This is a genomic window from uncultured Dietzia sp. (genome assembly GCF_937873725.1).
In the GTDB taxonomy this organism is placed as follows: Bacteria; Actinomycetota; Actinomycetes; order Mycobacteriales; family Mycobacteriaceae; genus Dietzia.
The window spans coordinates 1-23,303 of record NZ_CALMYY010000019.1 but is presented as its reverse complement, the minus strand read 5'-3'; the positions used below and the strand labels follow the sequence as shown (position 1 = coordinate 23,303).

Below are 23,303 nucleotides of genomic sequence, written 5' to 3'. Positions count from 1 at the left end.
CCGCCGAGAAGAAGGCCCCCGCGGAGAAGACCGCCGCCGAGAAGAAGGCCCCCGCCCGGACGGCGCCGGCCCGCCGGCCGCTGCCCGAGATGGCGATCGTCACCGGTGAGGTGGGGACGGTGGAGACCGGCAACAGTCGCCGTCGATCCACCGCGACCCCCTCGTTCTCGCCGCTGTTCCTCTCGCCCGAGGAGACCGCCGCCAGGGCAGAAGAGGATCGACCCGCGCGGACGAGACGAGCGGCGACCGACGCCCCCCGGTCCGGCACCCAGCGGGACGACCGCGCCGCCACCGAGACCACGGAGGAGGCGGACCCCCGGGAGGACGCCGACACCACGGACGAGCAGGACGAGACCGGCGACGCCGCTGCCCGCCGCCGCCGCCGGGGTCGCCGCGGCCGCGGCCGCGGACGTGGCGAGAACGCCGATGAGCAGACCTCGGGGTCCGACGAGGACGGGGACGCCGCCGAGGGCGACGGGGACCGGGCCGCCTCCGGCTCCTCTGACGACTCCACGCGCCCGGCCGACGGATCCGCGGACGACTCCGACGGGCGGGACGACTCGGACGGGCAGGACGACTCCGACGGGGACGACTCGGACGGGTCCGAGGAGTCGTCGTCGGGATCGCGTAGGCGGCGGCGTCGTCGTCGTCGTAGCGGGAGTTCCGCCGCGGACGACGGTCAGTCGTCCGGCGACGACCAGCCCCAGCCGGACGGCTCCGACCGCGAACCGCGCCGCCGCCCCGCACGGGGGGGACAGGGCGCCGACACGTCTGCGGATGAGGTCCAGGGCATCACCGGCTCGACGCGACTCGAGGCCAAGCGTCAGCGCCGCCGCGACGGCCGGGACGCCGGCCGCCGCCGGCAGCCGATCCTCTCCGAGTCCGAGTTCCTGGCCCGCCGTGAGTCCGTCGACCGCGTGATGGTGGTCCGGGAGAAGCAGCGTGCCGACGGCGAGGGGGTCATGACCCAGGTCGGCGTGCTCGAGGACAAGGTGCTCGTGGAGCACTTCGTCACCACCGAGTCCGCGCGCTCGATGGTGGGCAACGTCTACCTCGGCCGCGTGCAGAACGTGCTCCCGAGCATGGAGGCGGCGTTCGTCGACATCGGACGCAACCGCAACGGCGTCCTGTACGCGGGCGAGGTCAACTGGGAGGCCGCCGGGCTCGGCGGGAAGGCCCGGCGGATCGAGCAGGCCCTCAAGCCCGGCGACATGGTGTTGGTGCAGGTCACCAAGGACCCGGTGGGGCAGAAGGGCGCCCGCCTGTCCACGCAGATCTCGCTGGCGGGACGCTTCCTGGTCTACGTGCCGGACGGGAACTCCACGGGCATCTCCCGCAAGCTCCCCGACACGGAGCGTCGTCGCCTCAAGGCCATTCTCAAGGACGTCGTCCCCGAGGGGTCGGGTGTGATCATCCGGACCGCGGCGGAGGGCGTCAGCGAGGAGGAGATCGGCCGCGACGTCGAACGCCTGGCCACCCAGTGGAACGAGATCGCCGAGGCGTCCGCCAAGCGGACCGCCTCCGGTTCCGGGTCCCCGGTGGCCCTGTACGAGGAACCCGACCTGCTGGTCAAGGTGGTCCGGGACCTGTTCAACGAGGACTTCACCAAGCTCGTCATCCAGGGGGACACCTCGTGGGACACGGTCCACGACTACGTCTCGCGAGTCGCGCCCGAGATGGTCGAGCGGGTGCAGCGGTACGACAACCCCGACGTGGACGTGTTCTCCACCCATCGCGTGGACGAGCAGCTGGCCAAGGCGCTCGACCGCAAGGTGTGGCTGCCGTCCGGCGGCTCGCTGGTGATCGACCGCACCGAGGCCATGACCGTGATCGACGTGAACACGGGCAAGTACACGGGCTCGGGCGGCAACCTCGAGGAGACGGTCACGAGGAACAACCTCGAGGCCGCCGAGGAGATCGTGCGCCAGCTGCGCCTGCGTGACGTGGGCGGGATGGTGATCATCGACTTCATCGACATGGTCCTGGAGGCCAACCGCGATCTCGTCCTGCGCCGTCTCACCGAGGCGCTCGGGCGCGACCGCACCCGGCACCAGGTCTCCGAGGTGACCTCGCTGGGACTGGTCCAGCTGACCCGCAAGAAGCTGGGAACCGGGTTGGTCGAGGCGTTCTCCACCCCGTGCGAGCACTGCCAGGGCCGCGGGTTGATCGTGCACGCCGACCCGGTCCACACCGAGTCCCACAACGCAGACGAGCCCGGTGCGCGTCGCGGCCGCCGCCGCGGCGGCAAGGGAGGGGACCAGGGTCAGGTCGACGGCTCGGCGGGTGGTTCGTCGTCCTCGACCGCGCCCAAGCAGGCCCCGAGAAAGGACGGACCCGCTCCGGCCGCACATCCGGCCGCGTTGGCCATCTCGCGCCAGGAGGCCGAGCGGGCCGCCGCCGAGTCCGAGGCGACTGCCGAGCGGGCCGCCGCCGACGTCGCGCCGGCGGCCGATCCGACTCCGGCCGGCGCCACCGCGGCGACCGACCGGGCCGGAGACGAGGCCACGACCCCGGACTCCGGTGTCGCCGACTCGTCGGCAGGGGAGAGCACGCGTCCGCCGCGCCGCCGGCGGCGTTCGACCCGCCGCCCGGCGGACGGGACGCCCGAGCCCGGGACCGCTGTCGAGGACGAGAACGCGGTCGAGGACGGGACCGGCACCCCGGTGGTGGAGGCCACCGCCACCGCTACCGACACAGCCACCGACGCTGACACCGACGCCGTCGCTGCCGGCGAGGACGTCCGGACCGTGGAGCCCGCCGCGCCGGCCGACGAGATCGCGTCGAGCACCCCGGGGACCCCGGCCTCGCCGCCCTCGGCGGACGCCGGCCCGGTCGAGGAATCGTCGGGTCGACGGCCCCGCAGGCGGTCCACCCGTCGCGAGGCCGGCTCCGCCGCACCCGCGGATGCCGACCAGGCGGCCGCGCCGGTCGCGGTGGTGCCCGTCGCGGCCGCGCCCCTGGCGCAGGCACCCACGGCCGTCGTCGCGGAACCGCGTCAGCGGCCCGCCCGGCGGCGCGCGACCCGGTCGACGATCGCTCCGGGGGACGCCGATCACTAGAGGTTCCGGGCCCGGTGGGATGGTCGGTTTGACCTGCTGCACCGCCGGGCCGTAACCTTGACAAGTCGCTCGTCGCGGCGCTATGTCGTCGCGCGAGAAGTCGCGGGCCGGGCCTGAAAGGGCCGACCGGGCCGGCGATCCTCGTCGATGAGAGTCGACGGGCAAGAGAGAACACCGCACATTAGGTGTGGACGCCCCACGGCAGCCACACACCCGAGAAGCAAGGGGAAGCCCTCCATGTACGCGATCGTCAAGACCGGCGGCAAGCAGTACAAGGTCGCCGAAGGGGACCACGTCAAGGTCGAGAAGATCGAGGGCGAGGCCGGCACCTCCGTGTCCCTTTCCCCGATCCTCGTGGTCGACGGCTCGACCGTCACCTCCGCCGCCGACGCCCTGGCCAAGGTCACCGTCTCCGGCGAGATCGTCGAGCAGACCAAGGGACCCAAGATCCGGATCCACAAGTTCAAGAACAAGACCGGGTACCACAAGCGTCAGGGCCACCGGCAGAAGCTGACGGTCCTGAAGATCACCGGTATCAAGTAATCCACCGCGGCCGCCTAGGCCACCAGCTCAGCGCCCTCGGGCGTCTTCCCTGAAGGAGGGGTTCGGACATGGCAAGTAAGAAGGGCGCATCCAGCACCCGTAACGGTCGTGACTCCAACGCGCAGCGCCTCGGCGTGAAGCGCTTCGGCGGCCAGGAGGTCAACGCCGGCGAGATCCTGGTGCGCCAGCGTGGCACCAAGTTCCACCCGGGCGTCGGCGTGGGCCGTGGCGGCGACGACACGCTGTTCGCCCTCGCCGCCGGTGCGGTCGAGTTCGGCACCAAGCGCGGACGCAAGACCGTCAACATCGTGCCCGTCGGCGCCGAGGCCTGACCCGGTAGCAACTGACGCGATTCGCCCTCGGGGGCCGGGCGGGGTCTTCAGGACCCCACGCCCGGTCCCCGAGAGCATTTCCGCCACACCCCGTACGACCCACGACCAGCAGGAGGAGTCCGCACCATGTCGAGATTCATCGACCGCGTAGTGCTCCACCTCGCGGCCGGGGACGGCGGCCGTGGCTGCTCGTCCGTGCACCGCGAGAAGTTCAAGCCGCTCGGCGGCCCCGATGGGGGTAACGGCGGCACCGGTGGGGACGTCGTTCTGGTCGTGGACCCGCAGGTCCACACCCTGCTGGACTTCCACTTCCGGCCCCACGCACGCGCCGGCAAGGGAGAGCCCGGTATGGGCGCCAACCGCAACGGCGCGCACGGGGACGACCTCGTCCTGGCGGTCCCGCCGGGGACCGTCGTGCTCGACGAGGACGGTGAGGTCCTGGCCGACCTCACCGGCGCCGGGACCCGGTTCGTCGCCGCCGAGGGCGGCAAGGGCGGCCTCGGCAACGCCGCGCTCGCCTCCCGCGCCCGCAAGGCCCCGGGCTTCGCGCTGCTCGGTGAGCCCGGCGAGGTCCGCGACCTGACGCTCGAGCTCAAGTCCATGGCCGACGTCGGGCTCGTGGGGTTCCCGTCGGCGGGCAAGTCCTCGCTCGTGTCCGTGCTCTCGGCCGCCAAGCCGAAGATCGCCGACTACCCGTTCACGACCCTGGCCCCCAACCTCGGCGTGGTCTCGGTGGGCGACGACACGTACACGATCGCCGACGTGCCGGGCCTCATCCCCGGGGCGAGCGAGGGCCGCGGGCTCGGTCTGGACTTCCTGCGGCACATCGAGCGCACCGCGGTGCTCGCCCACGTGGTGGACTGCGCGAACCTGGAGTCCGACCGGGACCCGATCTCCGATGTCGACGCGCTCGAGGCCGAGCTCGCCGCCTACCAGCCGGAGCTCGCCGACGCCGGGCTGGGCGACCTGGCGGACCGGCCGCGCGTGGTGGTGCTCAACAAGATCGACATCCCCGACGCCGCGGACATGGCGGAGATGGTCACCGCCCACTTCGAGGCCAAGGGCTGGCCGGTCTACGCCATCTCCGCCGTCGCGCACAAGGGGCTCGACGAGCTGCGGTACGGGCTCTACGAGCTGATCAAGGCGCACCGCAAGGCCAACCCGCCGGCGGCGCCGGAGCGGATCGTGCTGCGGCCCAGGGCGGTCGACGTGGAGGAGTTCAGGGTCCGGAAGGATCCCGTCGAGGCCGGTGCGTTCATCGTCACGGGGGTCAAGCCCGAGCGGTGGATCCGTCAGACCGACTTCGAGAACGACGAGGCCGTGGGCTTCCTCGCCGACCGTCTGTCCCGGCTGGGCGTGGAGACCGCCCTCATCAAGGCCGGCGCGCAGGAGGGGTGCACGGTCACCATCGGCGGCGTGTCGTTCGACTGGGAGCCGCAGACCCCGGCTGGCGTGGACCTCATGCGGACGGGTCGGGGGACCGACGTCCGTCTGGAGGCCGACGACCGGGTGGGTGCCGCCGAGCGCAAGTACCGCAAGCGGGTGCGTCGCGGACTCATCGACCCCGACGAGGAGATCCTGGAGTGAGTCCGGAGCGGGAGCTGCGCCGCCGCATCGGCGCGGCCCGCCGCGTGGTGGTCAAGATCGGGTCCTCCGCCATCACGAGCTTCGGCGGCGGGATCCGGCGGCCCCAACTCGACGCGCTGGCCGACGTCTGCCAGGCGCGGATGGCGGCGGGGTCGGACGTGTTCGTCGTCTCCTCCGGCGCGATCGGTGCGGGGATGTCTCCGCTCGGGATGACCGTCAGGCCCTCGACGCTGGCCGCCAAGCAGGCCGCCGCCAGCGTGGGGCAGCTCGAGCTGGCCCGGGCGTGGGGCGACTCCTTCGCGCGCTACGACCGCGTGGTGGGGCAGGTCCTGCTCACCGCGGGCGACATCGGGCGGCGGGAGAGCGCGGCCAACGCACAGCGCACCCTGGACCGGCTGCGGACGCTGCGCGCGGTCCCGGTGATCAACGAGAACGACACGGTGGCCACCAACGAGATCCGCTTCGGCGACAACGACCGGCTGGCCGCCCTGGTCGCCCACCTCATCAGCGCGGACGCCCTCGTCCTGCTCTCGGACGTGGACGCGCTGTACGACTCCGACCCCCGCAAGGGCGACGCCACCGCGGTGACGATGGTCGGCGGGGAGAACGACCTGGACGGCGTGGTGGCCGGCGCCGGCGGGGCGCTGGGCACCGGCGGGATGGCGTCCAAGCTCGCCGCGGCCCGGCTGGCCGCCGACGCGGGGATCCCGGTCCTGCTCACCGCCGCCGGGCTGGCCCCCGAGGCCCTCGCGGCCGACCCGGGTGTGGGAACGGTCTTCGCCCCCCGACCCGAGAGGATGACCGCCCGGCGCTTCTGGGTCCGCCACGCCGCCGACGCACGGGGGTCGGTGCTGCTCGACGACGGCGCGGTCCGTGCGGTGACCGGGTCCCGACGGTCGCTGCTGCTGGCGGGGGTGACCGGCGTGGAGGGGCTGTTCCACTTCGGCGACGTGGTCGAACTGCACGACTCCGACGGCCGGGCCGTGGCCCGCGGCATAGCCCAGTACGACTCGATCGAGGTCCGCGCCCGGCTGGTCGAGCGCGCCGAGGGTGCGGAGAACCGGGGCCAGGGGCGCCCGCTGGTCCACGCCGACGACCTCGTGGCCCTCTGATCTCCACCGGCCGTCGGTGAGGGCACGGTCGACCCGGGCGGATCACAGGGCCCGGTCGACCAGGGAGAGCACCTCCACGCAGTCGCCGTCCACCGTGAGGGTGGCCTCGTCGTGGGCCCGGGTGCGGCCGCGGTTGACCACCACGACCGGCACGCCCGAGGTCACCGCCCGCCGTACGAACCGGTATCCGGACCGGACCGTGAGGGAGGATCCGACGACGACGAGGAGGTCGGAGGAGTCCACCATGGCGTTGGCCGCGTGCACACGGTCCGCGGGGACGTTCTCGCCGAAGTAGACGATGTCCGGCTTGAGCACGCCCGAGCAGGCCGGACAGTCCACCATGCGGAAGTCGGAGGTGTCGGTGAGGACGGCGTCCGCGTCGGGTGCCACCTCGATCGCGCCGAGGGTCGCCACGCGGTCGGCGAAGCCGGGGTTGAGCCGGTCCAGGTCCTCGTGCAGCGCCCAGCGGCTCTGCCGGAGTCCGCAGTCGAGGCAGGTGACCACCCCGTAGGTGCCGTGCAGGTCCACGATCCGGCGGCTGCCGGCCTTGAGGTGCAGCAGGTCCACATTCTGGGTGACCACCCCGGTCACGAGGCCGCGTCGTTCCCAGTCCGCCAGGAGCAGGTGCGCGGCGTTGGGCCGCGCGGCCTCCATGTGCCGCCACCCCAGGTGGTTGCGCGCCCAGTAGTGGCGCCGGAACCCGGGGTCGCCCACGAACTGCTGGAACGTCATCGGGGTGCGGCCGGGGGAGTCGGGGCCCCGGTAGTCGGGGATTCCCGAGGGGGTGGAGATCCCGGCGCCGGTGAGGACGGCGGCCCGACGGCCGCGCAGGAGGCGGGCGAGCGAGGCGGCGCGGTCGGGCAGATCGGGGTCGGGATCCGTCCGCTCGGCGGGCGTCCAGGCGGTCTCGCGTATCCGGACCATCACGAGCCCCCGGGGCCCGAGGGGTCGTGTGCGCAGACCACGTGCAGGTCGCCCCGGCGCCGGGCGGCCACCGCGGCCAGCAGGGAATGGGTGATCCCCACGGCGGACGGCTGGAGGGCCATGACGCGTTCCCCGGCGGCGACCACCCCGGGGTGGCGGACGGTCGGGTCGACCTGTCCGCGGTGGTAGAACGCGTCTCCGGCGTGCAGGACGTCGACCTCGTCGTCATCACCCGGCACGTACACCCCCGCGTGCCCGGCGGTGTGCCCCGGCAGATCCACGAGCAGCATCCCCTCGACCACGTGGTCGAGGTCTCGGACGCGGAATCCCTCCCACCGATCGGTGCCGTAGACGTACTCGGTGAACCGGGGCCCGTGGGACCACTGGGCCCTGCGGTACCGGCGACGCTCGGGGAGCCGGGGGGTGCGCACCGCCCACGTGAGGCACTCGGACGCGACGTGGACCTCGGCCGCGGGAAAATCGGCCAGGCCGCCGATGTGGTCCAGGTCGAGGTGGGTGATCACGATGTGCCGGACGTCCCGGGGGTCCAGCCCGAGCGCCTCGATGCGACGGACCGCGGTCTCGGCGGGGTCCAGCGCCGGGCGCAGGACGTGGCGCAGCGGCCCGAGGCGGGTCGCGGGGTCGGCGATGTCCCCCAGGCCGATCCCGGAGTCGACCAGCACCAGGCCGCCAGGGGCCTCCAGCAGCAGGATCCGCGTGGGGGTTCGGCCCGCCATGGTCCCGCAGTTGAGCTGGTGGATCCGCATGCCGGTCACGGTACCGGCCACGGGGCCCCGGGGCCCCGAGGCCCCGGGGCCGGTGGCGGTGGTCGGGGCGCAGCGCTACCGTCCGCTGATGATCCGCTCGTGGACCCGCTCCGTTGCCGTGGTGGTGGCGGTATGCCTGACGACGGGCGCCGGCACGTCCGGCGTCGCGTCGGCCGAACCGCCGACCGTGTCGTCGACCGCCGAGTCGGCCCGGGCCGTGCCCGACCCACCGGACCCGGTGCCCGGGATCGTCCCGCGGCAGGCATGTGGGACTCCACTCGGCGACGGTGACCTCGCACGGCTACGCGACCTCACCGCGCCCGACGCGTCGCCGGCCCTGTCGACTCTGGAGGAACTGGAGCGTCGGACGGCACGGAGTCGCGAGGTGGGAGATCTTCTCGCCGCACACGGAGACCGACGGGGGCTCTTCGGCGTGGGCCTCGATGAGGTCGAGTCGGACCCGGTTCTCCCGCTGCAGCGCAGGGGCGTCGCCCCCGACCCGGAGTGGGCGCGGAAGCTCAGTCTCGTGCTGCTCGAGCCCTATCTCACCGCTCTGCACGCCCACTTCTCCGGTGCGCCGGTCGACGAGCACTGGGCGCGCTACTTCTCCCTGGCCGTCGACTGCCGCCAGCGCCCGGCATTCGTGGCGATGACGGGGTATAACGCCCACCTCACGGTGGACCTGGCCCGGGCGGTCGCCGCGACCGACGCCGTCCCCGAGGACGTCGGCGGCTACCTGGAGATCGTCGGAGGGATCGCGGATCACCGACGACTCATCATCGATCGGACCCTCGAGGTCTACGGTGCGGATCTCGGTCCGTTGTGGAATCTCTACGTGGTCGGTCCCGCGATCGATGCGGTCACCGGCCCGGGCGTCGGCTCCGGCGCACTGCTGCGGTTCGGGGACCAGGCGTACAGCCTCCTGGCGTTCTCGCACGGACTGGCGCTGCAGGACCCCGCGGTGGCTCCGGTGGCCGCCGGGCAGGTCCTCGGTCTGTGGCGGGATGTCGACGTGGTGTTGCAGTCCATCACGGCCGTCGGCGGCCTCTGACGCGCCCCACGCGCGTTGCAGCGCACGCGGGGTGCAGCGCACGCGGGGCGTGCCCAGGCGGCACACTGAACCCGTGAATAATTCCGCACGCACTTCGGGCGACGCCCGTCCCGTCCACCCCACGTATCCGGCCTGGCAGCCGCCGTCGATGTCCCGTGCCGCCAACACCGGGCCGCTGCCCGCACCCGAGCCCGGTTTCAGCCCCGACGTGATCGTGGTGGGTCACGGGCTCGCGGGCCTCGTGGCGACCTACGAGGCCAGCCGCGCCGGGAGGAAGGTCCTGGTGGTGGACCAGGAGAACGAGAAGAACCTCGGCGGCCAGGCGTTCTGGTCGCTCGGTGGCCTCTTCATGGTGGACACCCCCGAGCAGCGCCGGATCGGGATCTCCGACTCGCTCGACCTGGCGTGGCGGGACTGGCTCGGATCCGCCGGCTTCGACCGCCCGGAGGACCAGCGGCCCCGGGAGTGGGCGCGTGCCTACGTCGAGTTCGCCGCCGGGGAGAAGCGGAAGTACCTCCACGACCTGGGGCTGCGGATCATCCCCACCGTCGGATGGGCCGAGCGCGGCGGCGGCGACGTGGCCGGTCACGGCAACTCCGTGCCGCGCTTCCACGTGACGTGGGGGACCGGACCCGAGGTGGTCCGGGTATTCGAGGAGCCCGTGCTGGAGGCGGCCCGGGAGGGGCTGGTGCGGTTCGCCGTGCGCCACCGGGTGGACGAGATCGTGGTGGAGGACGGTCGGGCCGTCGGCGTGCGCGGCGCGACGCTCGTGCCCTGCGACCTGGACCGCGGGGTGGCCTCCCCGCGCGAGGAGACCGGGGAGTTCGAGTTCCGGGCGGGTGCGGTGCTGCTGTCCTCCGGCGGGATCGGCGGCAACCCGGACCTGGTGCGTCGGTACTGGCCCACCGACCGCCTCGGCCCGGCTCCCGAGCACCTCATCGTGGGCGTGCCCGAGCACGTGGACGGCCGGATGCTGGAGATCTCCGAGGCCGCAGGCGTGAACCTGGTCAACCGCGACCGCATGTGGCACTACACGGAGGGCGTGTCGAACTTCGCGCCCATCTGGCCCTCTCACGCGATCCGCATCATCCCCGGCCCGTCCACCCTGTGGCTGGACGGCAACGGCGACCGGATGCCGGTGCCGCTCTTCCCCGGATTCCACACCACGGCGTCGGTGGAGGCGATCCGCAGGGCCGGTCACGACCATTCCTGGTTCATCCTCGACTCGGCGATCGCGGGCAAGGAGTTCATCCTCTCCGGCTCCGAACAGAACCCGGAACTGACGGACAAGAGCCTGAAGAAGTTCGCCTCCAAGGCTGGTGGCGGCCTGCCGCCGTCGATCGCCGACTTCGCCGAGAAGGGTGTGGACTGGGTGGTGGCCGACACCATCGAGGAACTGGTCGCCGGGTTGAACGACACCCTGAGAGAGGGCGAGCCCGCGCTGGACGTGGACCGAGTCCGCGAATTCGTCCTGGCGATGGACGGGCAGATGGACAACCCGTTCGCCAAGGACGCCCAGGTCCAGGCCATCCACAATGCCCGACGGGTGCTCACCGACAAGCTCACCCGGCTGGCCAAGCCGCACCGGCTGCTCGCGGACTCGGGACCGAGCAGGGGCTCGGCCGCCGGGTCGGGAGGGCCGCTCATCGGCGTCAAGGTGCACCTCATGACCCGCAAGACCCTCGGCGGGATCGAGACCACCCTGGACTCGCAGTGCCTCACCCCCGAGGGAGAGGTGTTCCCGGGCCTGTACGCGGCGGGCGAGGTCGCGGGGTTCGGGGGCGGCGGCGCCCGCGGGCCCACCGCGCGGGGGGGCCCCTCCCCCGGGGGTTGCATCTCCCCCGGCATGAAGGCCGGGCGCGGGGGGGCGCGCGGGGCCGGGGGCGGCCCGCTGACACCGCCGCTCCCGGCTCAGCCGGCGGAGGCGATCGCCAGCGGGAGGACCGCGGGCGCTCCCGCGGTGCGCAGGTGCCGCGCGGCCTCGGTCACCGTCCAGCCGGTCCCGAGCAGGTCCGTGACCAGCAGGACGGGCCCGTCCGGGCTCACCCCGGGACCGGTGAAGGTGCCCCACAACTGGGCCACCCGGTAGGCCGAGTTCTGGGCGGTCACCGCGGGCAGCGCCGGGTCCCGGGTGATCTCCCCGAGGGGCTCCATGCGGCCCATCCGCGCCAGGGCCCGGGCCAGGCTCACGACGAGTCGGGGGTGCTGCCCGGTGAGCAGGGCGGCGACGCCGGTGGGCCGGTCCGCCCAGCCCCACTCGCGCAGGACGGGGACGCACGAGCGGACCAGCCACTCGGGTGCCTCCTGGTCGGGCTCGGCGAGCAGGGACCGCAGCTTCTGCCCCAGACCGAGATCGGTCAGGCGGGCCAGCGCCCGTCCCTCCTCCGGTCCGTCGGCGATCCTGCCCTTGAGCGGCACGTCGAGCTTCGCGAGGCCGGAGGGCCACTGCCGGCGGGCCGGCACCACCACGCCGGGCCTCTCCAGGGCGTCGCGGGCCCGGGACAGCGCACCGGAGTCGACCTCGGTGGTGCGGCGCTCGCCCGTGCAGTTGTCGCAGCGCCCGCAGCCGCCGGACGACTCGTCCAGGGTGGGGTCGTCCAGTTGGGCGCGGAGGAACTCCATGCGACAGGACCCGGTGCGCTGGTACTCCAGCATCGTCTGCTGCTCGGACTGCCGTGCCCGGGCCAGGCCCGCGTAGCGCTGGGCGTCGTACTGCCACGACTGCCCGGTGGACACCCATCCGCCCCTGACCCGCCGCACCGCGCCGTCGACGTCGAGGACCTTGAGCACCATCTCGAGGCGGGTGCGGCCGAGATCGACGGCCGGCTCCAGGGCCTGCGTGGACTGCGGCCGGTCGGGGTCCAGTGCGTCGATGACCCTGCGCACCACGTCCTCGGGCGGGAACGCCAGCGACGCGAAGTGATTCCAGATGGCGCGGTCCTCGGGCCCGGGCAGCAGGACCACCTCGGCGCGGTCGGCCGCGCGCCCGGCACGGCCGATCTGCTGGTAGTAGGAGATGGGGGAGGGCGGGGCTCCGAGGTGGACCACGAAGCCCAGGTCCGGCTTGTCGAAGCCCATGCCCAGCGCGGAGGTGGCGACCAGCGCCTTGACCTGGTTGCCCAGCAGGGCGCGCTCCAGCTCCTCGCGTTCCGCGGCGTCGGTGCGGCCGGTGTAGGCGCTGACCCGGTGGCCGGCGGAGGTGAGGAGCTGAGCCATGTCCTCGGCGGCGGCCACGGTGAGGCTGTACACGATGCCGCTGCCCGGCAGGGACCCCAGGTTCTCCACGAGCCAGGCGGCCCGCTTCTCGGAGTCCGGGATGTCCACCACCGACAGTCGCAGCGACTCCCGATCCAGGCCGCCACGCAGGACGAGCGTGTCATCGCCCACGGACTCACCGACCCCGAGCTGCTGGGCCACGTCGCGGACCACACGGTCGTTGGCCGTGGCCGTGGTGGCCAGGACCGGCACGCCCCGGGGCAGGTCGGCGAGCAGCGTGCGGATGCGCCGGTAGTCCGGGCGGAAATCGTGGCCCCAGTCCGAGACGCAGTGGGCCTCGTCGACCACCACCAGCCCGGCGTCCGCGGCGAGCGCGGGCAGGACCGTGTCCCGGAAATCGGGGTTGTTGAGACGCTCGGGGCTCACCAGCAGGACGTCGACCTCGCCGGCCCGCACCGCCGAACGCACCTCGTCCCACTCGGTCATGTTGGCGGAGTTGATGGTGGCCGCCCGCACCCCCGCCCGGGCGGCGGCCTCGACCTGGTTGCGCATGAGCGCCAGCAGCGGCGAGACGATCACGGTGGGGCCGGAACCCAGTTCCCGCAGCAGCCGGGCGGCGATGAAGTAGACCGCGGACTTGCCCCAGCCGGTGCGCTGGACCACGAGGGCGCGCCGACGGTCCGCCACCAGGGCCTCGATGGCCACCCACTGGTCCTCGCGCAGGACGGCGCCCGGCCCGGCCAGGGCGCCGAGCAACTCGTCGGCACGCGCGCGCAGCGCCGCCCGGTCCACGGAGATCGGGTGGTCGGGATGGGGACGGTCCGCCGGCGAGGTCATGGCCCCATCGTGCCCCACCGCTACGACAGGGCAGCCGCGGCTCAGGGTGCGGGGGCGGGCACCCGGCGCCCCGGTCCGCCGGCCCGGCTGTCGCCGCCCTCGTCGTCGTCGACGCCCTCCGCCCCCGGCGGCCATACTGGGCCGTATGGCACAGACATGGAAGCAGATCGTGGAGGCCGACCCCGAGCACTCCGAGCGGTACGCCCGACGGTGGGACGACATGGTGGCCGACGGCGTGGACATCGACGGCGAGGCGCGGCTGATCGACGCGATGGTCCCGCGCGGCGCCCGGATCCTCGACGTGGGCTGCGGCCAGGGTCGCACCGGCGCCTACCTGCACTCGCGTGGCCACCGCGTCACCGGTGTCGACCTCGATCCGCACCTGATCGAGCGGGCGCGCCGGTCGTGCCCCGACGCCTCGTGGGAGGTCGCGGATCTGGCGGACGACGGGTGGGCCCGCGGCCCGTTCGACCTCGCCGTCTCGGCGGGCAACGTCCTGGCCTTTGTCGACCCCGCCGACCGCGGCGCCGTGCTGACCAACCTCGCCGCGCGGCTCACCACGGCGGACGAGGGCACCGACGGCCGGGCCGGCCGCCTGGTGGTGGGCTTCGGACTCGACCGGGGCTGGACCCGCGAGGAGTTCGACCGCGACGCCGACCGCGCCGGGCTCCGGGTGCAGCAGCGTTGGTCGACGTGGGACCTGCAGCCGTTCGGGGACGACAGCGGCTTCATGATCACCGTCCTCGTCCGGGCCTAGGCGAGGTGGTCGGCCGCGCCCGACGTCGTGGGCCCACGGGCGCGGCGACCCACATCGGTAAGCTGGCACGCATGACTGCCAGCCATCTCGACGCCCCCGACCTCACCGGCCAGACGGACGCCGATCGGCCCGCTGCGGACCCGACCCGGGACGCCGTCCACGACGCCGCCCGCCGGGCCCGCGTCGCCGCGCGGGAGCTGGCGTTGCTCACCGCGGACCGCAAGAACGCGCTCCTGCTGGCGGCGGCCGACGGCCTGATCGCCGCGGAGGTCGGGATCCTCGAGGCCAACGCCCGGGACATCGAGGAGCAGGCGGCGGCCGGCACCGGTGAGGCGATGCTGGACCGGCTGCGGTTGACCCCGGCTCGCATCGACGGGATCGCCGGGGGGCTGCGCCAGGTGGCGGGGCTGGCCGACCCGATCGGGTCGGTCATCCGCGGCTCCACGAGGCCGAACGGGCTCGAGCTGCGCCAGGTCCGCGTGCCGCTGGGGGTGATCGGGATGATCTACGAGGGTCGGCCCAACGTCACGGTCGACGCCTTCGGCCTGGCCTTCAAGTCCGGCAACGCCGCCCTGCTCCGCGGCTCCCGGTCCGCCCGGCACTCCAACGAGGCCCTGGTCACGGTCCTGCGTGGGGTGTTGTCGGAGTACGGACTGCCCGTCGACGCGGCGCAGCTGCTGCCGTCGGAGGACCGCTCCTCGGTCACCCACCTCATCCAGGCCCGGGGCCTGGTGGACGTGGTGATCCCGCGGGGTGGCGCCGGGCTCATCCAGGCGGTGGTGGAGAACGCCAAGGTGCCGGCCATCGAGACCGGCACCGGCAACTGTCATCTCTACATCCATGGAGACGCCGACCTGGACGAGGCGATCAGCCTCCTGCTCAACGGCAAGACCCGTCGCTGCAGCGTCTGCAACGCCACCGAGACGGTGCTCCTCGACGAGGAGTTGGGCGACGCCGCCGTGGACCGCGTGGTGGGGGCGCTCGAGGCCGCCGGCGTCACCGTGCACGGCGACCGCGAGGGACTGGTGCCCGCCGACGACGTGGACTGGGGGGAGGAGTACCTCAGCATGGACATCGCGCTCAAGGTGGTCGACGGGGTCGAGGGGGCTATCGAGCACATCGCCCGCTGGTCCTCCGGGCACACCGAGGCCATCTCCACCCGCAGCATCGACGTGGCGGACCGGTTCTGCGCGCGGGTCGACGCGGCCGCCGTGATGGTCAACGCCTCCACCGCGTGGACCGACGGGGAGATGTTCGGCTTCGGCGCCGAGATCGGGATCTCCACCCAGAAACTCCACGCCCGCGGCCCCATGGGGCTCGAGGAACTCACCAGCACCAAGTGGATCGCCCACGGCAAGGGGCACGTGCGGCCGTAAGGTCCGCCCGCCCGGGCCGCCCGCGGCCCGCCACCGACGACCCCGAACCGAGAGGATCCACCCCATGGACCGAGCCCGCACCGCCCAACGACCGGCCTTCGAGAGCATCGACCACGTGATCGACGCCCTCGGCGGGCAGGGGTACCTCGCCGACCGCTCGACCGCGACCGTCGTCTACCTCGCCGACCGGCTGGGCAAGCCGCTGCTCATCGAGGGGCCCGCGGGCGTCGGGAAGACCGAGCTCTCCAAGGCGGTCGCCGCGGCCACGGAGGCCGAGCTCATCCGGCTCCAGTGCTACGAGGGCGTGGACGAGGCCCGGGCGCTGTACGAGTGGAACCACGCCAAGCAGATCCTGCGCATCCAGGCCGGCCAGGGTGAGGGCTGGGACTCGACGCGGGACGACGTCTTCTCCGAGGAGTTCCTGCTGTCCCGGCCGCTGCTCACCGCGATCCGCCGGAGCGAGCCCACGGTGCTGCTGGTGGACGAGGTGGACAAGGCCGACATCGAGATCGAGGGCCTGCTCCTGGAGGTGCTCAGCGACTTCGCGGTGACGATCCCCGAGCTCGGCACCATCGAGGCCACGCGCAAGCCGTTCGTGGTCCTGACCTCCAACGCGGCCCGGGAACTCTCCGAGGCCCTCAAGCGTCGCTGCCTCTACCTCCACCTCGACTTCCCGACCCCGGAGCTCGAGCGCAAGATCCTCGCCTCGCGGGTTCCCGAGCTGGACGACCGGCTGGCCGAGCAGCTCGTGCGCGTGGTCGGGGTGCTGCGGGCGATGGCGCTGAAGAAGGTGCCGAGCGTGTCCGAGACGATCGACTGGGGCCGCACCCTGGTGGCGCTGGGACTGGACACGATCGACGACGAGACCGTCCTGCAGACCCTCGGCGTGGTGCTCAAGCACCAGTCCGACCAGCTTCGCGCGGCCGCCGAGCTGCGGCTCAACTAGGAGACCGGGCACATGGCCAAGGGCACGCCGGGCGGGATGTCCGGACACCTCGTCGACTTTGTGGGCGCCCTTCGCCGCAAGGGCATCCCCGTCGGACCCAGCGAGGCGGTCGACGCGGCGGCGGCGATGGTGCACATCGACCTGCTCGACCGCGCGGCGCTGCGGGAGGCGCTCGCCGCGACGATCCTCCACAAGGCCACCCATCGCGGGGTGTTCGACCAGCTCTTCGACCTGTGGTTCCCGGCCGCCGTCGGTGCCCACGTGGCGCCGGACGCCGCCACCCTGGAGGTGGAGATACCGACCGACGACGACGGCAAGGTGGATCCCGAGGCCCTGAACGAGCTCATCGCCTCGCTGCTGCTCGAGGACACCGAGGAGTCACGGGCCAAGGCCCGGGCCCTGGCGGAACTGCTGGTGGAGCAGCTCGGCTCGTACGACTCGGCGGGCGGGCAGAGGTTCTCCGCCTATCAGGCGCTGAGCCCGCTCGACACCTCCGCGATCATGCGGAAGATCCTCGACGGACTGCTCGGCGCGGACCCCATGGACCCCGACGGGGCCACCAGGCACGCCGAGAAGTCGGCCGCCGCCAACTCCGCGGCGGACATGGTGCGGGGCTTCCTGCGCGAGGTCGCCGACGAGACCAGGCGGCGCACGGCCGAGACGGTGGGCCGCGACCGGGTGGCCGACTACGCGGTGGGACCCGCCGCCGAGCAGGTGGACTTCCTCCGGGCCAACGACCAGGACCTCCAGGCGCTGCGGCGCCGGGTGGGGCCGCTCGCCCGGCAGCTCGGCAGCCGCCTGGCGGCGCGGCGGCGCAGGCACCGGCACGGGGCGATCGACATGCGCAAGACCATGCGCCGGTCCATGTCGACCGGCGGGGTGCCCGTCGAGCTGGTGCTCCGCAAGCCCCGCCCCGCGCGGCCAGAGCTGGTGGTCCTGTGCGACGTCTCGGGCTCGGTGGCGGGATTCAGCCACTTCACCCTGCAGCTGGTGCACTCCCTGCGCGAGCAGTTCTCGCGCGTCCGGGTGTTCGCGTTCGTCGACACCACCGACGAGGTGACCTCGTTCTTCGAGACCGGGTCCGATCTCGGGTCGGCGATGAGCCGGATGGTCCGCGAGGCGGAGATCGTCACCTACGACGGCCACTCGGACTACGGGCACGCCCTGTCGGGGTTCGCCGACCGCTACGCCCACACGCTCACCCGGACCGGCTCGCTGCTCATCCTGGGGGACGGCCGCAACAACTACCGGGACCCGTCGGTGGACGCGCTCGAGTTCGTCAGCGAACGGGTCGGCCACACCCACTGGCTCAACCCCGAGCCCAGGCGTCAGTGGGGGACCGGCGACTCCGCCGCCTCGTTGTATGCCCAGTACGTGCCCATGCACGAGTGTCGCAACGTCGAACAGCTGACGAAGGTCGTCGCGGGCCTGCTCCCGGTGTGAGGGTGCCCCGATAGGCTCGTCCCATGCGTCTCGGGATCGATTTCGGCACCACCCACACGGTGGTGGCCGCCGTGGACCGGGGAAACTACCCCGTCGTCGCCTTCACCGACCCCGACGGTGACGCCCACGACGGGTTCCCCTCCGTCGTCGCGGCCGTCGACGGCGGCCTCGTGTTCGGCTTCCAGGCGCTCGCCGCCGCGGCGGACGGGTATCCGGTGCTGCGGTCCTTCAAGCGCCTCCTGGCCGAGCCGGACGTCACCGCCGACACCCCCGTCCGGATCGGCGGTCGGCACGCCCCCGACGCGGTGCGGGTGACGGTGGGCGAACTCCTCCCGGGCTTCCTCGCCGCGGTGCGCACCGCCCTCGTGCACGACTCGACGGCGGCGGAGCGGCTCGCCGACGAGGGGATCGGCCCCGTCGTCGTCGCCGTCCCCGCCCACGCCCTGGGGGCCCAACGGTTCCTCACCCTCGACGCGTTCCACGACGCCGGGTTCCACGTCGAGGGCATGGTCAACGAGCCCTCGGCCGCCGGTTTCGAGTACACGCACCGGCGCGCCGGGACCGTCACCGGGCGGCGCCGCCGCGTCGTGGTCTACGACCTCGGGGGTGGCACCTTCGACGCCTCCCTCGTCGCCGTGGACGGCGTCGCCCACGAGGTGCTCGACACCGTCGGCATCAACCGGCTGGGCGGGGACGACCTCGACGACGTGCTGGTGGAGCTGGCCGTGTCCGCTGCGGGGAGGACGCTCGCCGATCTCGACCACGCCGACCGGCTGGTCCTGCGGGAGGACTGCCGCGACGCCAAGGAGCGACTCGCGCCGCAGAGTCGGCGGGTCGCGGTCGACGTCGCCGGCACGCCGGTGACGCTGACCGTGGACTCGGTGTACGAGGCCTGCCGCCCGCTCGTCGACGCCACGGTCGCCGCGATGGCGCCGCTGGTGGACGGGTTGCTGGACGGGGACCCCGACCTCGCGGACCTCGCGGGGGTGTACCTCGTGGGCGGGGCGTCCGGTTTCCCGCTGGTTCCCCGGACCCTCCGGGAGACCTTCGGGCGGCGTGTCCACCGCTCGCCCATGCCCTGGGCGTCCACGGCGGTCGGACTGGCGATCGCCGCGGATCCCGGTTCCGGGTACTCGCTCACCGACCGGCTCTCACGGGGGGTCGGGGTGTTCCGCGAGTCGGATGACGGTCGCCGGACGGTGTTCGACCCGCTCCTCACCCCGGACCTCCAGGTGGCCCCCGGATCGGTCGCGACCGTGACCCGGCGCTACCGCCCCGCCCACGACCTGGGCCGATACCGGTTCGTGGAGTACACGCGTGTCGACCCGGACGGCGAACCCCGCGGGGACATCGCGCCGCTGGCCACCGTGACGTTCCCCTTCGACCCGGCGCTGCAGGGACGTGAGCCGGGCGAGCTGTCCGGGTTGCCCGTCCGCCGCTGGGAGGGTGGCCCGCTCGGCGAGGTCGAGGAGACGTACCGGGTGGACGGCACGGGGATGGTCACCGTCGAGATCGTCGACCTCGCCTCCGGGCACCGCGTGCGCCACGGCTGGGGCACGGGTGGGGGCTGAAGCCGGTCCGGACCGATAGACTCGGCGACCATGACCACGACGGGGACCGCCGCGGGCGCCGGGCGCCGCATCGGAGTGATGGGCGGGACGTTCGATCCCATCCACCACGGGCACCTCGTGGCGGCCAGCGAGGTGGCGCACCGGTTCGACCTCGACGACGTCGTGTTTGTTCCCACCGGTGAGCCGTGGCAGAAGCACGGACGGACGGTCTCGCCCGCCGAGGACCGGTATCTGATGACCGTGATCGCGACGGCCTCCAACCCCCGGTTCTCGGTCAGTCGCGTGGACATCGACCGGCAGGGTCCCACCTTCACCGTCGACACGCTGAGGGACCTGCTGCGGCAGCACCCGGGCACGGAGCTGTTCTTCATCACCGGCGCCGACGCGCTGGAGAAGATCCTCACCTGGCGCGGCTGGGAGGAGATGTTCGGTCTGGCCACGTTCGTCGGGGTGTCCCGCCCGGGCTTCGAACTCTCGGACACCCACCTCCAGCAGATCGGTGACGATCGGGTCCACCTGCTCGAGATCCCGGCGCTGGCCATCTCGTCGACCGAGTGCCGCCGCCGCGCCGGCGCCGACGCCCCGGTCTGGTACCTCGTGCCGGACGGCGTGGTCCAGTACATCGCCAAACGCAATCTCTACCGACCCGAGGGCTCCACCAGGCTCGACGGGAAGCCCGCCGCGACGGCCCCGGTACACCGGGAGCCCGTCACCACCGACCCCCACTCCGAGGAGAACCCCCAGTGACCGCAAGCCCCCAGGCCATCGAGATCGCCGGCGTCGCCGCCCGCGCCGCGGACGAGAAGCTGGCGACGGACATCGTCGTGATCGACGTCTCCGGACAGCTCATCATCACCGACTGCTTCGTGCTCGCCTCCGCCGAGACGGAGCGCCAGGTCAACGCCGTCGTCGACGAGATCGAGGACAAGCTCCGCGAGGCGGGACACAAGCCGCTCCGGCGCGAGGGCACCCGCGAGGGGCGCTGGGCCCTCCTGGACTACAACGATGTCGTGATCCACGTCCAGCACGTCGACGAGCGCGAGTACTACTCGCTCGACCGCCTGTGGAAGGACTGCCCCGTCGTGGAGGTCGAGGGCGTGGAGACCACCCGCAGGGACGCGGCGTCGACCGCCGGCGCCGACGACTCGCTCGCCCCCGAGGAGCCGCAGCGGGATCAGGGGCTCTGACACCCCGGTGACCCGTCGTCTCATCCTCCTGCGTCACGGACAGACGCACTACAACGCCGCGTTCCGGATGCAGGGACAGCTGGACACCGAGCTCAGCGAGCTGGGGGTCCAGCAGGCGCACGCGGTCGGGCGCGCCCTGGCGCCTCGTCGACCCTGGACCGTCCTGTCCTCGGACCTGCAGCGCGCCCGCGAGACGGCGCGGGCCCTGGCGTCCGAGGTCGGGCTCGAGGTGCGGACCGACGCCCGGCTGCGGGAGACCGACCTGGGCACGTGGCAGGGGATGAGCCACTCCGAGGTCGACGAGTTGTGGCCGGAGGCGCGGATGCGCTGGCGCAGCACCCCCCGGTGGTCTCCGCCGGAGGGCGAGAGCCGGCTCGACGTGGCCCGGCGGACCCGCCAGGTGGTCGACGAGCTGGTGGACTCCTCTCCCGGGTGGAGCGAGCACCCGGCCGTGATCGTGGCCCACGGGGGTGCGATCGCCGCGCTCACCGCCGCCCTGCTCGAGCTCCCCGTCGAGCAGTACCCGATCTTCAACGGCCTGGGGAACACGTGCTGGGTGCAGTTGTCCGCGCATCCCCGGCCCTCCGGGGCCGCCGCGCTCCCGACCCCTGAGATCGGTCCCACGACGGACGGGGCCCGCGACGTCCTGTGGCGGTTGGACCAGTGGAACGCCGGCCTCACGCCCCCGGGGGTCCCGTCATGACCGTCCGTCTGGTCACCGATTCCAGCGCGGACCTGCCCGAGGCGTGGGTCCGCGAGTTCGGCATCACCGTCGTGGGCCTGCACGTGGTCGAGGAGGGGGACCGGGCGGTGTCGACCGCCGCGGTCACCCCGGACGAGCTGGCGGAGATCTACCGGGGGCTGCTGGAGGACCCTGACTGCACGGGCATCGTCTCGGTGCACCTCTCGCGTCAGCTGTCCCGCACGTGGCAGTCCGCCGCCGACGCGGCCACGAGGTTCGGCGGCCGGGTCCTGGTCTCCGACTCCCGCGGCGCCGGGATGTCGTTCGGGGCCGCCGTCGCCCAGAGCGCGTGGGCCGCCAAGAACGGGCTCGGGCTGTCCGCCACGTACGAGTTGGTGGAGCGGCTGTGCCGGGGGGCATCGACGTTCGCCGCACTGGAATCGTTGGACAGTCTGCGTCGCGGTGGCCGGATCAGCGCGGTGGCCGCGATCTTCGGCAGCGCGCTCTCCATGCGGCCGGTCATCGTGCTGCGGGGCGGCTCGGTCGACCTGGCGGCCAAGGCCCGCACCACCACCAAGGCCCACCAGAGACTCCGGGCCCTGCTCCGCGACGAGGTGGGCCGGGGCGACGTGCTGGTGGCCGTCCACCACCACCAGGCCCCCGAGCGCGCGGAGGAGATGGCCACGGAGATCCGCAAGGAGACGCCGTTCCCGGAGCGCGTGCTGGTCGTCGAGTTCGACGAGGTCCTGGCGTGGCACCTGGGCCCGGGGACCGTGGGCGTCTCCGTGACCGACCTCGTGGACACCGGATTCCCCATCCCTCCCGTCTCTCCACAGGGCGGCCCCTGACGCGCGGTCGCGACCCGGGGCGGAGGCGGCGGCCGGGTTAGGTTCGGCGCATGTCCTCCGACCCCCGGTCGCGGTCCGCGACCACCGGTGACCCCGCCCGGGACCCGGCCCGCGCGGCCACCCTCCAGCGTCTGGCCGGCGTGACCGGCCCGGCGGCCCCGGAACCTCCGGCCGACCCCGCCACCCGGACCACCCCGGTGGCAGCGCCCCCGGTGCCGTGGGCCGACTCCGATCCGGACGGCAGGCGTCCCGAACGGGTGCCGCCCTCGGATCCCGACCCGGGCGCGTGGGCCGACCCTCCGTGGTGGCGCCGTGTCCGGTGGGCCCCAGACAGGGTGGCGGGGATCGCCCTGGTGGTGCTCGTCCTGGGCCTCGGGGCGTTCTCCGTCCATCGCCTGCTCGCCGCCGTGCCCGACGGGCCGCCGGTCCCGGATCTGGCGCTCGCGACCCCCGGCCAGACGGTCCCCGCCGACGGCTCGGCCGCACCCTCCACGTCCGTGGCCCAGAGCCCGAGCCCGAGCCCGACCGCGGTGGCCGCGGGAGGGGCCGACCAGCCCGTGGTTGTCTCGGTCGTCGGCCTCGTGGGCCGCAGCGGCCTGGTCACGGTGGCCCCCGGGGCCCGGGTGGCGGACGCCCTCGACCGCGCGGGCGGCGTGCTGGACGGCGGCGACCGCGACGGGCTCAACCTGGCACGGAGGGTGGTCGACGGCGAGCAGATCTTGGTGGGCGTGGCCCCGGGCCCCGACGGACCGCGCGGTCCGCGCAGTGGCATCGTGGGCGCGGAGCCGGTCCCCGCGGCGGCGGCCGGGCCCGCGCCCCCTGCCGCGCCGGCCGCCCCCGGCGCCCCCCCCCCCGGAAGGGGGCCGGTCAACCCCAACCCCGCCGACGCCGCGACGCTCGACACCCTGCCGGGGGTGGGGCCGGTGACGGCGGCGGCGATCCTCTCGTGGCGGGCGGCCAACGGCGGGGTCGCGGGCGGCGAGCAACTCGCCCGGGGGGGGGGCGGCGGGGCCCCCGCCCCGTGCCCCCCCCGGCCAGTGGGATCCCCTGCCTCCCCCCGCCATA

At 73.5% G+C, this 23,303-nt stretch carries 19 protein-coding genes and 1 pseudogene; 17 read left to right on the top strand and 3 right to left on the bottom strand.

Annotated features, from left to right (window positions below; all coding sequences use genetic code 11):
* From Q0444_RS01410 to proB, 5 genes are all read left to right on the top strand, one after another.
* Positions 1 to 3,059, top strand: a 3,059-nt coding sequence (locus Q0444_RS01410) for a ribonuclease E/G (protein ID WP_299020802.1), incomplete at its 5' end; no start/stop codon positions are given.
* A 237-nt stretch (positions 3,060 to 3,296) separates the two neighbouring features.
* Positions 3,297 to 3,602, top strand: a complete 306-nt coding sequence (gene rplU, locus Q0444_RS01405; protein WP_291081480.1) for a 50S ribosomal protein L21 — start codon at positions 3,297 to 3,299, stop codon at positions 3,600 to 3,602.
* A 68-nt stretch (positions 3,603 to 3,670) separates the two neighbouring features.
* The gene (rpmA, locus tag Q0444_RS01400) at positions 3,671 to 3,934 is read left to right on the top strand and encodes a 50S ribosomal protein L27 (protein ID WP_291081482.1); all 264 of its coding nucleotides are present in this window, start codon (positions 3,671 to 3,673) and stop codon (positions 3,932 to 3,934) included.
* A gap of 126 nt (positions 3,935 to 4,060) precedes the next feature.
* Positions 4,061 to 5,521: a GTPase ObgE gene (gene obgE, locus Q0444_RS01395; protein ID WP_291081484.1), complete on the top strand. Its 1,461-nt coding sequence runs from the start codon at positions 4,061 to 4,063 to the stop codon at positions 5,519 to 5,521.
* Positions 5,518 to 6,633 carry a glutamate 5-kinase gene (proB, locus tag Q0444_RS01390; protein ID WP_291081486.1) on the top strand — a complete coding sequence of 372 codons (1,116 nt, stop codon included), beginning with the start codon at positions 5,518 to 5,520 and terminating at the stop codon, positions 6,631 to 6,633. Before obgE ends, proB begins: the two co-directional genes overlap by 4 nt.
* Positions 6,634 to 6,675: 42 nt before the next feature.
* Here the strand turns inward: proB and Q0444_RS01385 are convergent, their stop codons facing one another.
* Together Q0444_RS01385 and Q0444_RS01380 are read right to left on the bottom strand one after the other, a co-directional pair.
* On the bottom strand, positions 6,676 to 7,557 hold the full coding sequence (locus Q0444_RS01385) for a Sir2 family NAD-dependent protein deacetylase (RefSeq protein WP_291081488.1): 882 nt from the start codon (positions 7,555 to 7,557) through the stop codon (positions 6,676 to 6,678).
* Positions 7,557 to 8,324: an MBL fold metallo-hydrolase gene (locus Q0444_RS01380; RefSeq protein WP_291081490.1), complete on the bottom strand. Its 768-nt coding sequence runs from the start codon at positions 8,322 to 8,324 to the stop codon at positions 7,557 to 7,559. Before Q0444_RS01380 ends, Q0444_RS01385 begins: the two co-directional genes overlap by 1 nt.
* Here Q0444_RS01380 and Q0444_RS01375 point away from each other — a divergent pair.
* Together Q0444_RS01375 and Q0444_RS01370 are read left to right on the top strand one after the other, a co-directional pair.
* Positions 8,323 to 9,375, top strand: a complete 1,053-nt coding sequence (locus tag Q0444_RS01375; protein ID WP_291081492.1) for a DUF5995 family protein — start codon at positions 8,323 to 8,325, stop codon at positions 9,373 to 9,375. The genes Q0444_RS01380 and Q0444_RS01375 overlap by 2 nt on opposite strands.
* A 148-nt stretch (positions 9,376 to 9,523) precedes the next feature.
* Positions 9,524 to 11,248, top strand: a pseudogene (locus Q0444_RS01370) (FAD-binding dehydrogenase); the annotation flags it as partial.
* A gap of 38 nt (positions 11,249 to 11,286) precedes the next feature.
* On the opposite strand, the gene Q0444_RS01365 reads toward Q0444_RS01370, so the two are convergent.
* A complete protein-coding gene (locus Q0444_RS01365; protein ID WP_291081494.1) occupies positions 11,287 to 13,428 on the bottom strand; it encodes an ATP-dependent DNA helicase RecQ in 2,142 nt (713 codons plus the stop codon).
* A 145-nt stretch (positions 13,429 to 13,573) separates the two neighbouring features.
* On the opposite strand from Q0444_RS01365, the gene Q0444_RS01360 reads away from it, so the two are divergent.
* The 10 genes from Q0444_RS01360 to Q0444_RS01315 form a co-directional block, all read left to right on the top strand.
* Positions 13,574 to 14,185, top strand: coding sequence for a class I SAM-dependent methyltransferase (locus tag Q0444_RS01360; RefSeq protein WP_291081496.1), 612 nt, complete (start codon positions 13,574 to 13,576; stop codon positions 14,183 to 14,185).
* Between the two features lie 71 nt (positions 14,186 to 14,256).
* Positions 14,257 to 15,561 carry a glutamate-5-semialdehyde dehydrogenase gene (locus Q0444_RS01355; RefSeq protein WP_291081498.1) on the top strand — a complete coding sequence of 435 codons (1,305 nt, stop codon included), beginning with the start codon at positions 14,257 to 14,259 and terminating at the stop codon, positions 15,559 to 15,561.
* Positions 15,562 to 15,625: 64 nt separating this feature from the next.
* The gene (locus tag Q0444_RS01350; protein WP_291081500.1) at positions 15,626 to 16,507 is read left to right on the top strand and encodes a MoxR family ATPase; all 882 of its coding nucleotides are present in this window, start codon (positions 15,626 to 15,628) and stop codon (positions 16,505 to 16,507) included.
* 12 nt (positions 16,508 to 16,519) lie between these two features.
* Positions 16,520 to 17,950, top strand: coding sequence for a VWA domain-containing protein (locus Q0444_RS01345; protein ID WP_291081501.1), 1,431 nt, complete (start codon positions 16,520 to 16,522; stop codon positions 17,948 to 17,950).
* A 23-nt stretch (positions 17,951 to 17,973) separates the two neighbouring features.
* The gene (locus tag Q0444_RS01340) at positions 17,974 to 19,521 is read left to right on the top strand and encodes an Hsp70 family protein (RefSeq protein ID WP_291081502.1); all 1,548 of its coding nucleotides are present in this window, start codon (positions 17,974 to 17,976) and stop codon (positions 19,519 to 19,521) included.
* A gap of 30 nt (positions 19,522 to 19,551) precedes the next feature.
* Entirely contained in the window at positions 19,552 to 20,268 is a 717-nt protein-coding gene (gene nadD / locus Q0444_RS01335) for a nicotinate-nucleotide adenylyltransferase (protein ID WP_299020794.1), read from the top strand.
* Complete coding sequence (gene rsfS, locus Q0444_RS01330; RefSeq protein WP_291081504.1) at positions 20,265 to 20,708, top strand: ribosome silencing factor; 444 nt, start codon at positions 20,265 to 20,267, stop codon at positions 20,706 to 20,708. The genes nadD and rsfS overlap by 4 nt, the downstream gene beginning before the upstream one ends.
* 7 nt (positions 20,709 to 20,715) lie before the next feature.
* Positions 20,716 to 21,411: a histidine phosphatase family protein gene (locus tag Q0444_RS01325; protein ID WP_291081505.1), complete on the top strand. Its 696-nt coding sequence runs from the start codon at positions 20,716 to 20,718 to the stop codon at positions 21,409 to 21,411.
* Positions 21,408 to 22,238, top strand: a complete 831-nt coding sequence (locus tag Q0444_RS01320) for a DegV family protein (RefSeq protein WP_291081506.1) — start codon at positions 21,408 to 21,410, stop codon at positions 22,236 to 22,238. Before Q0444_RS01325 ends, Q0444_RS01320 begins: the two co-directional genes overlap by 4 nt.
* A 50-nt stretch (positions 22,239 to 22,288) precedes the next feature.
* Positions 22,289 to 23,303: SLBB domain-containing protein (locus tag Q0444_RS01315; RefSeq protein WP_299020791.1), on the top strand; the 1,015-nt coding region annotated here is incomplete at its 3' end.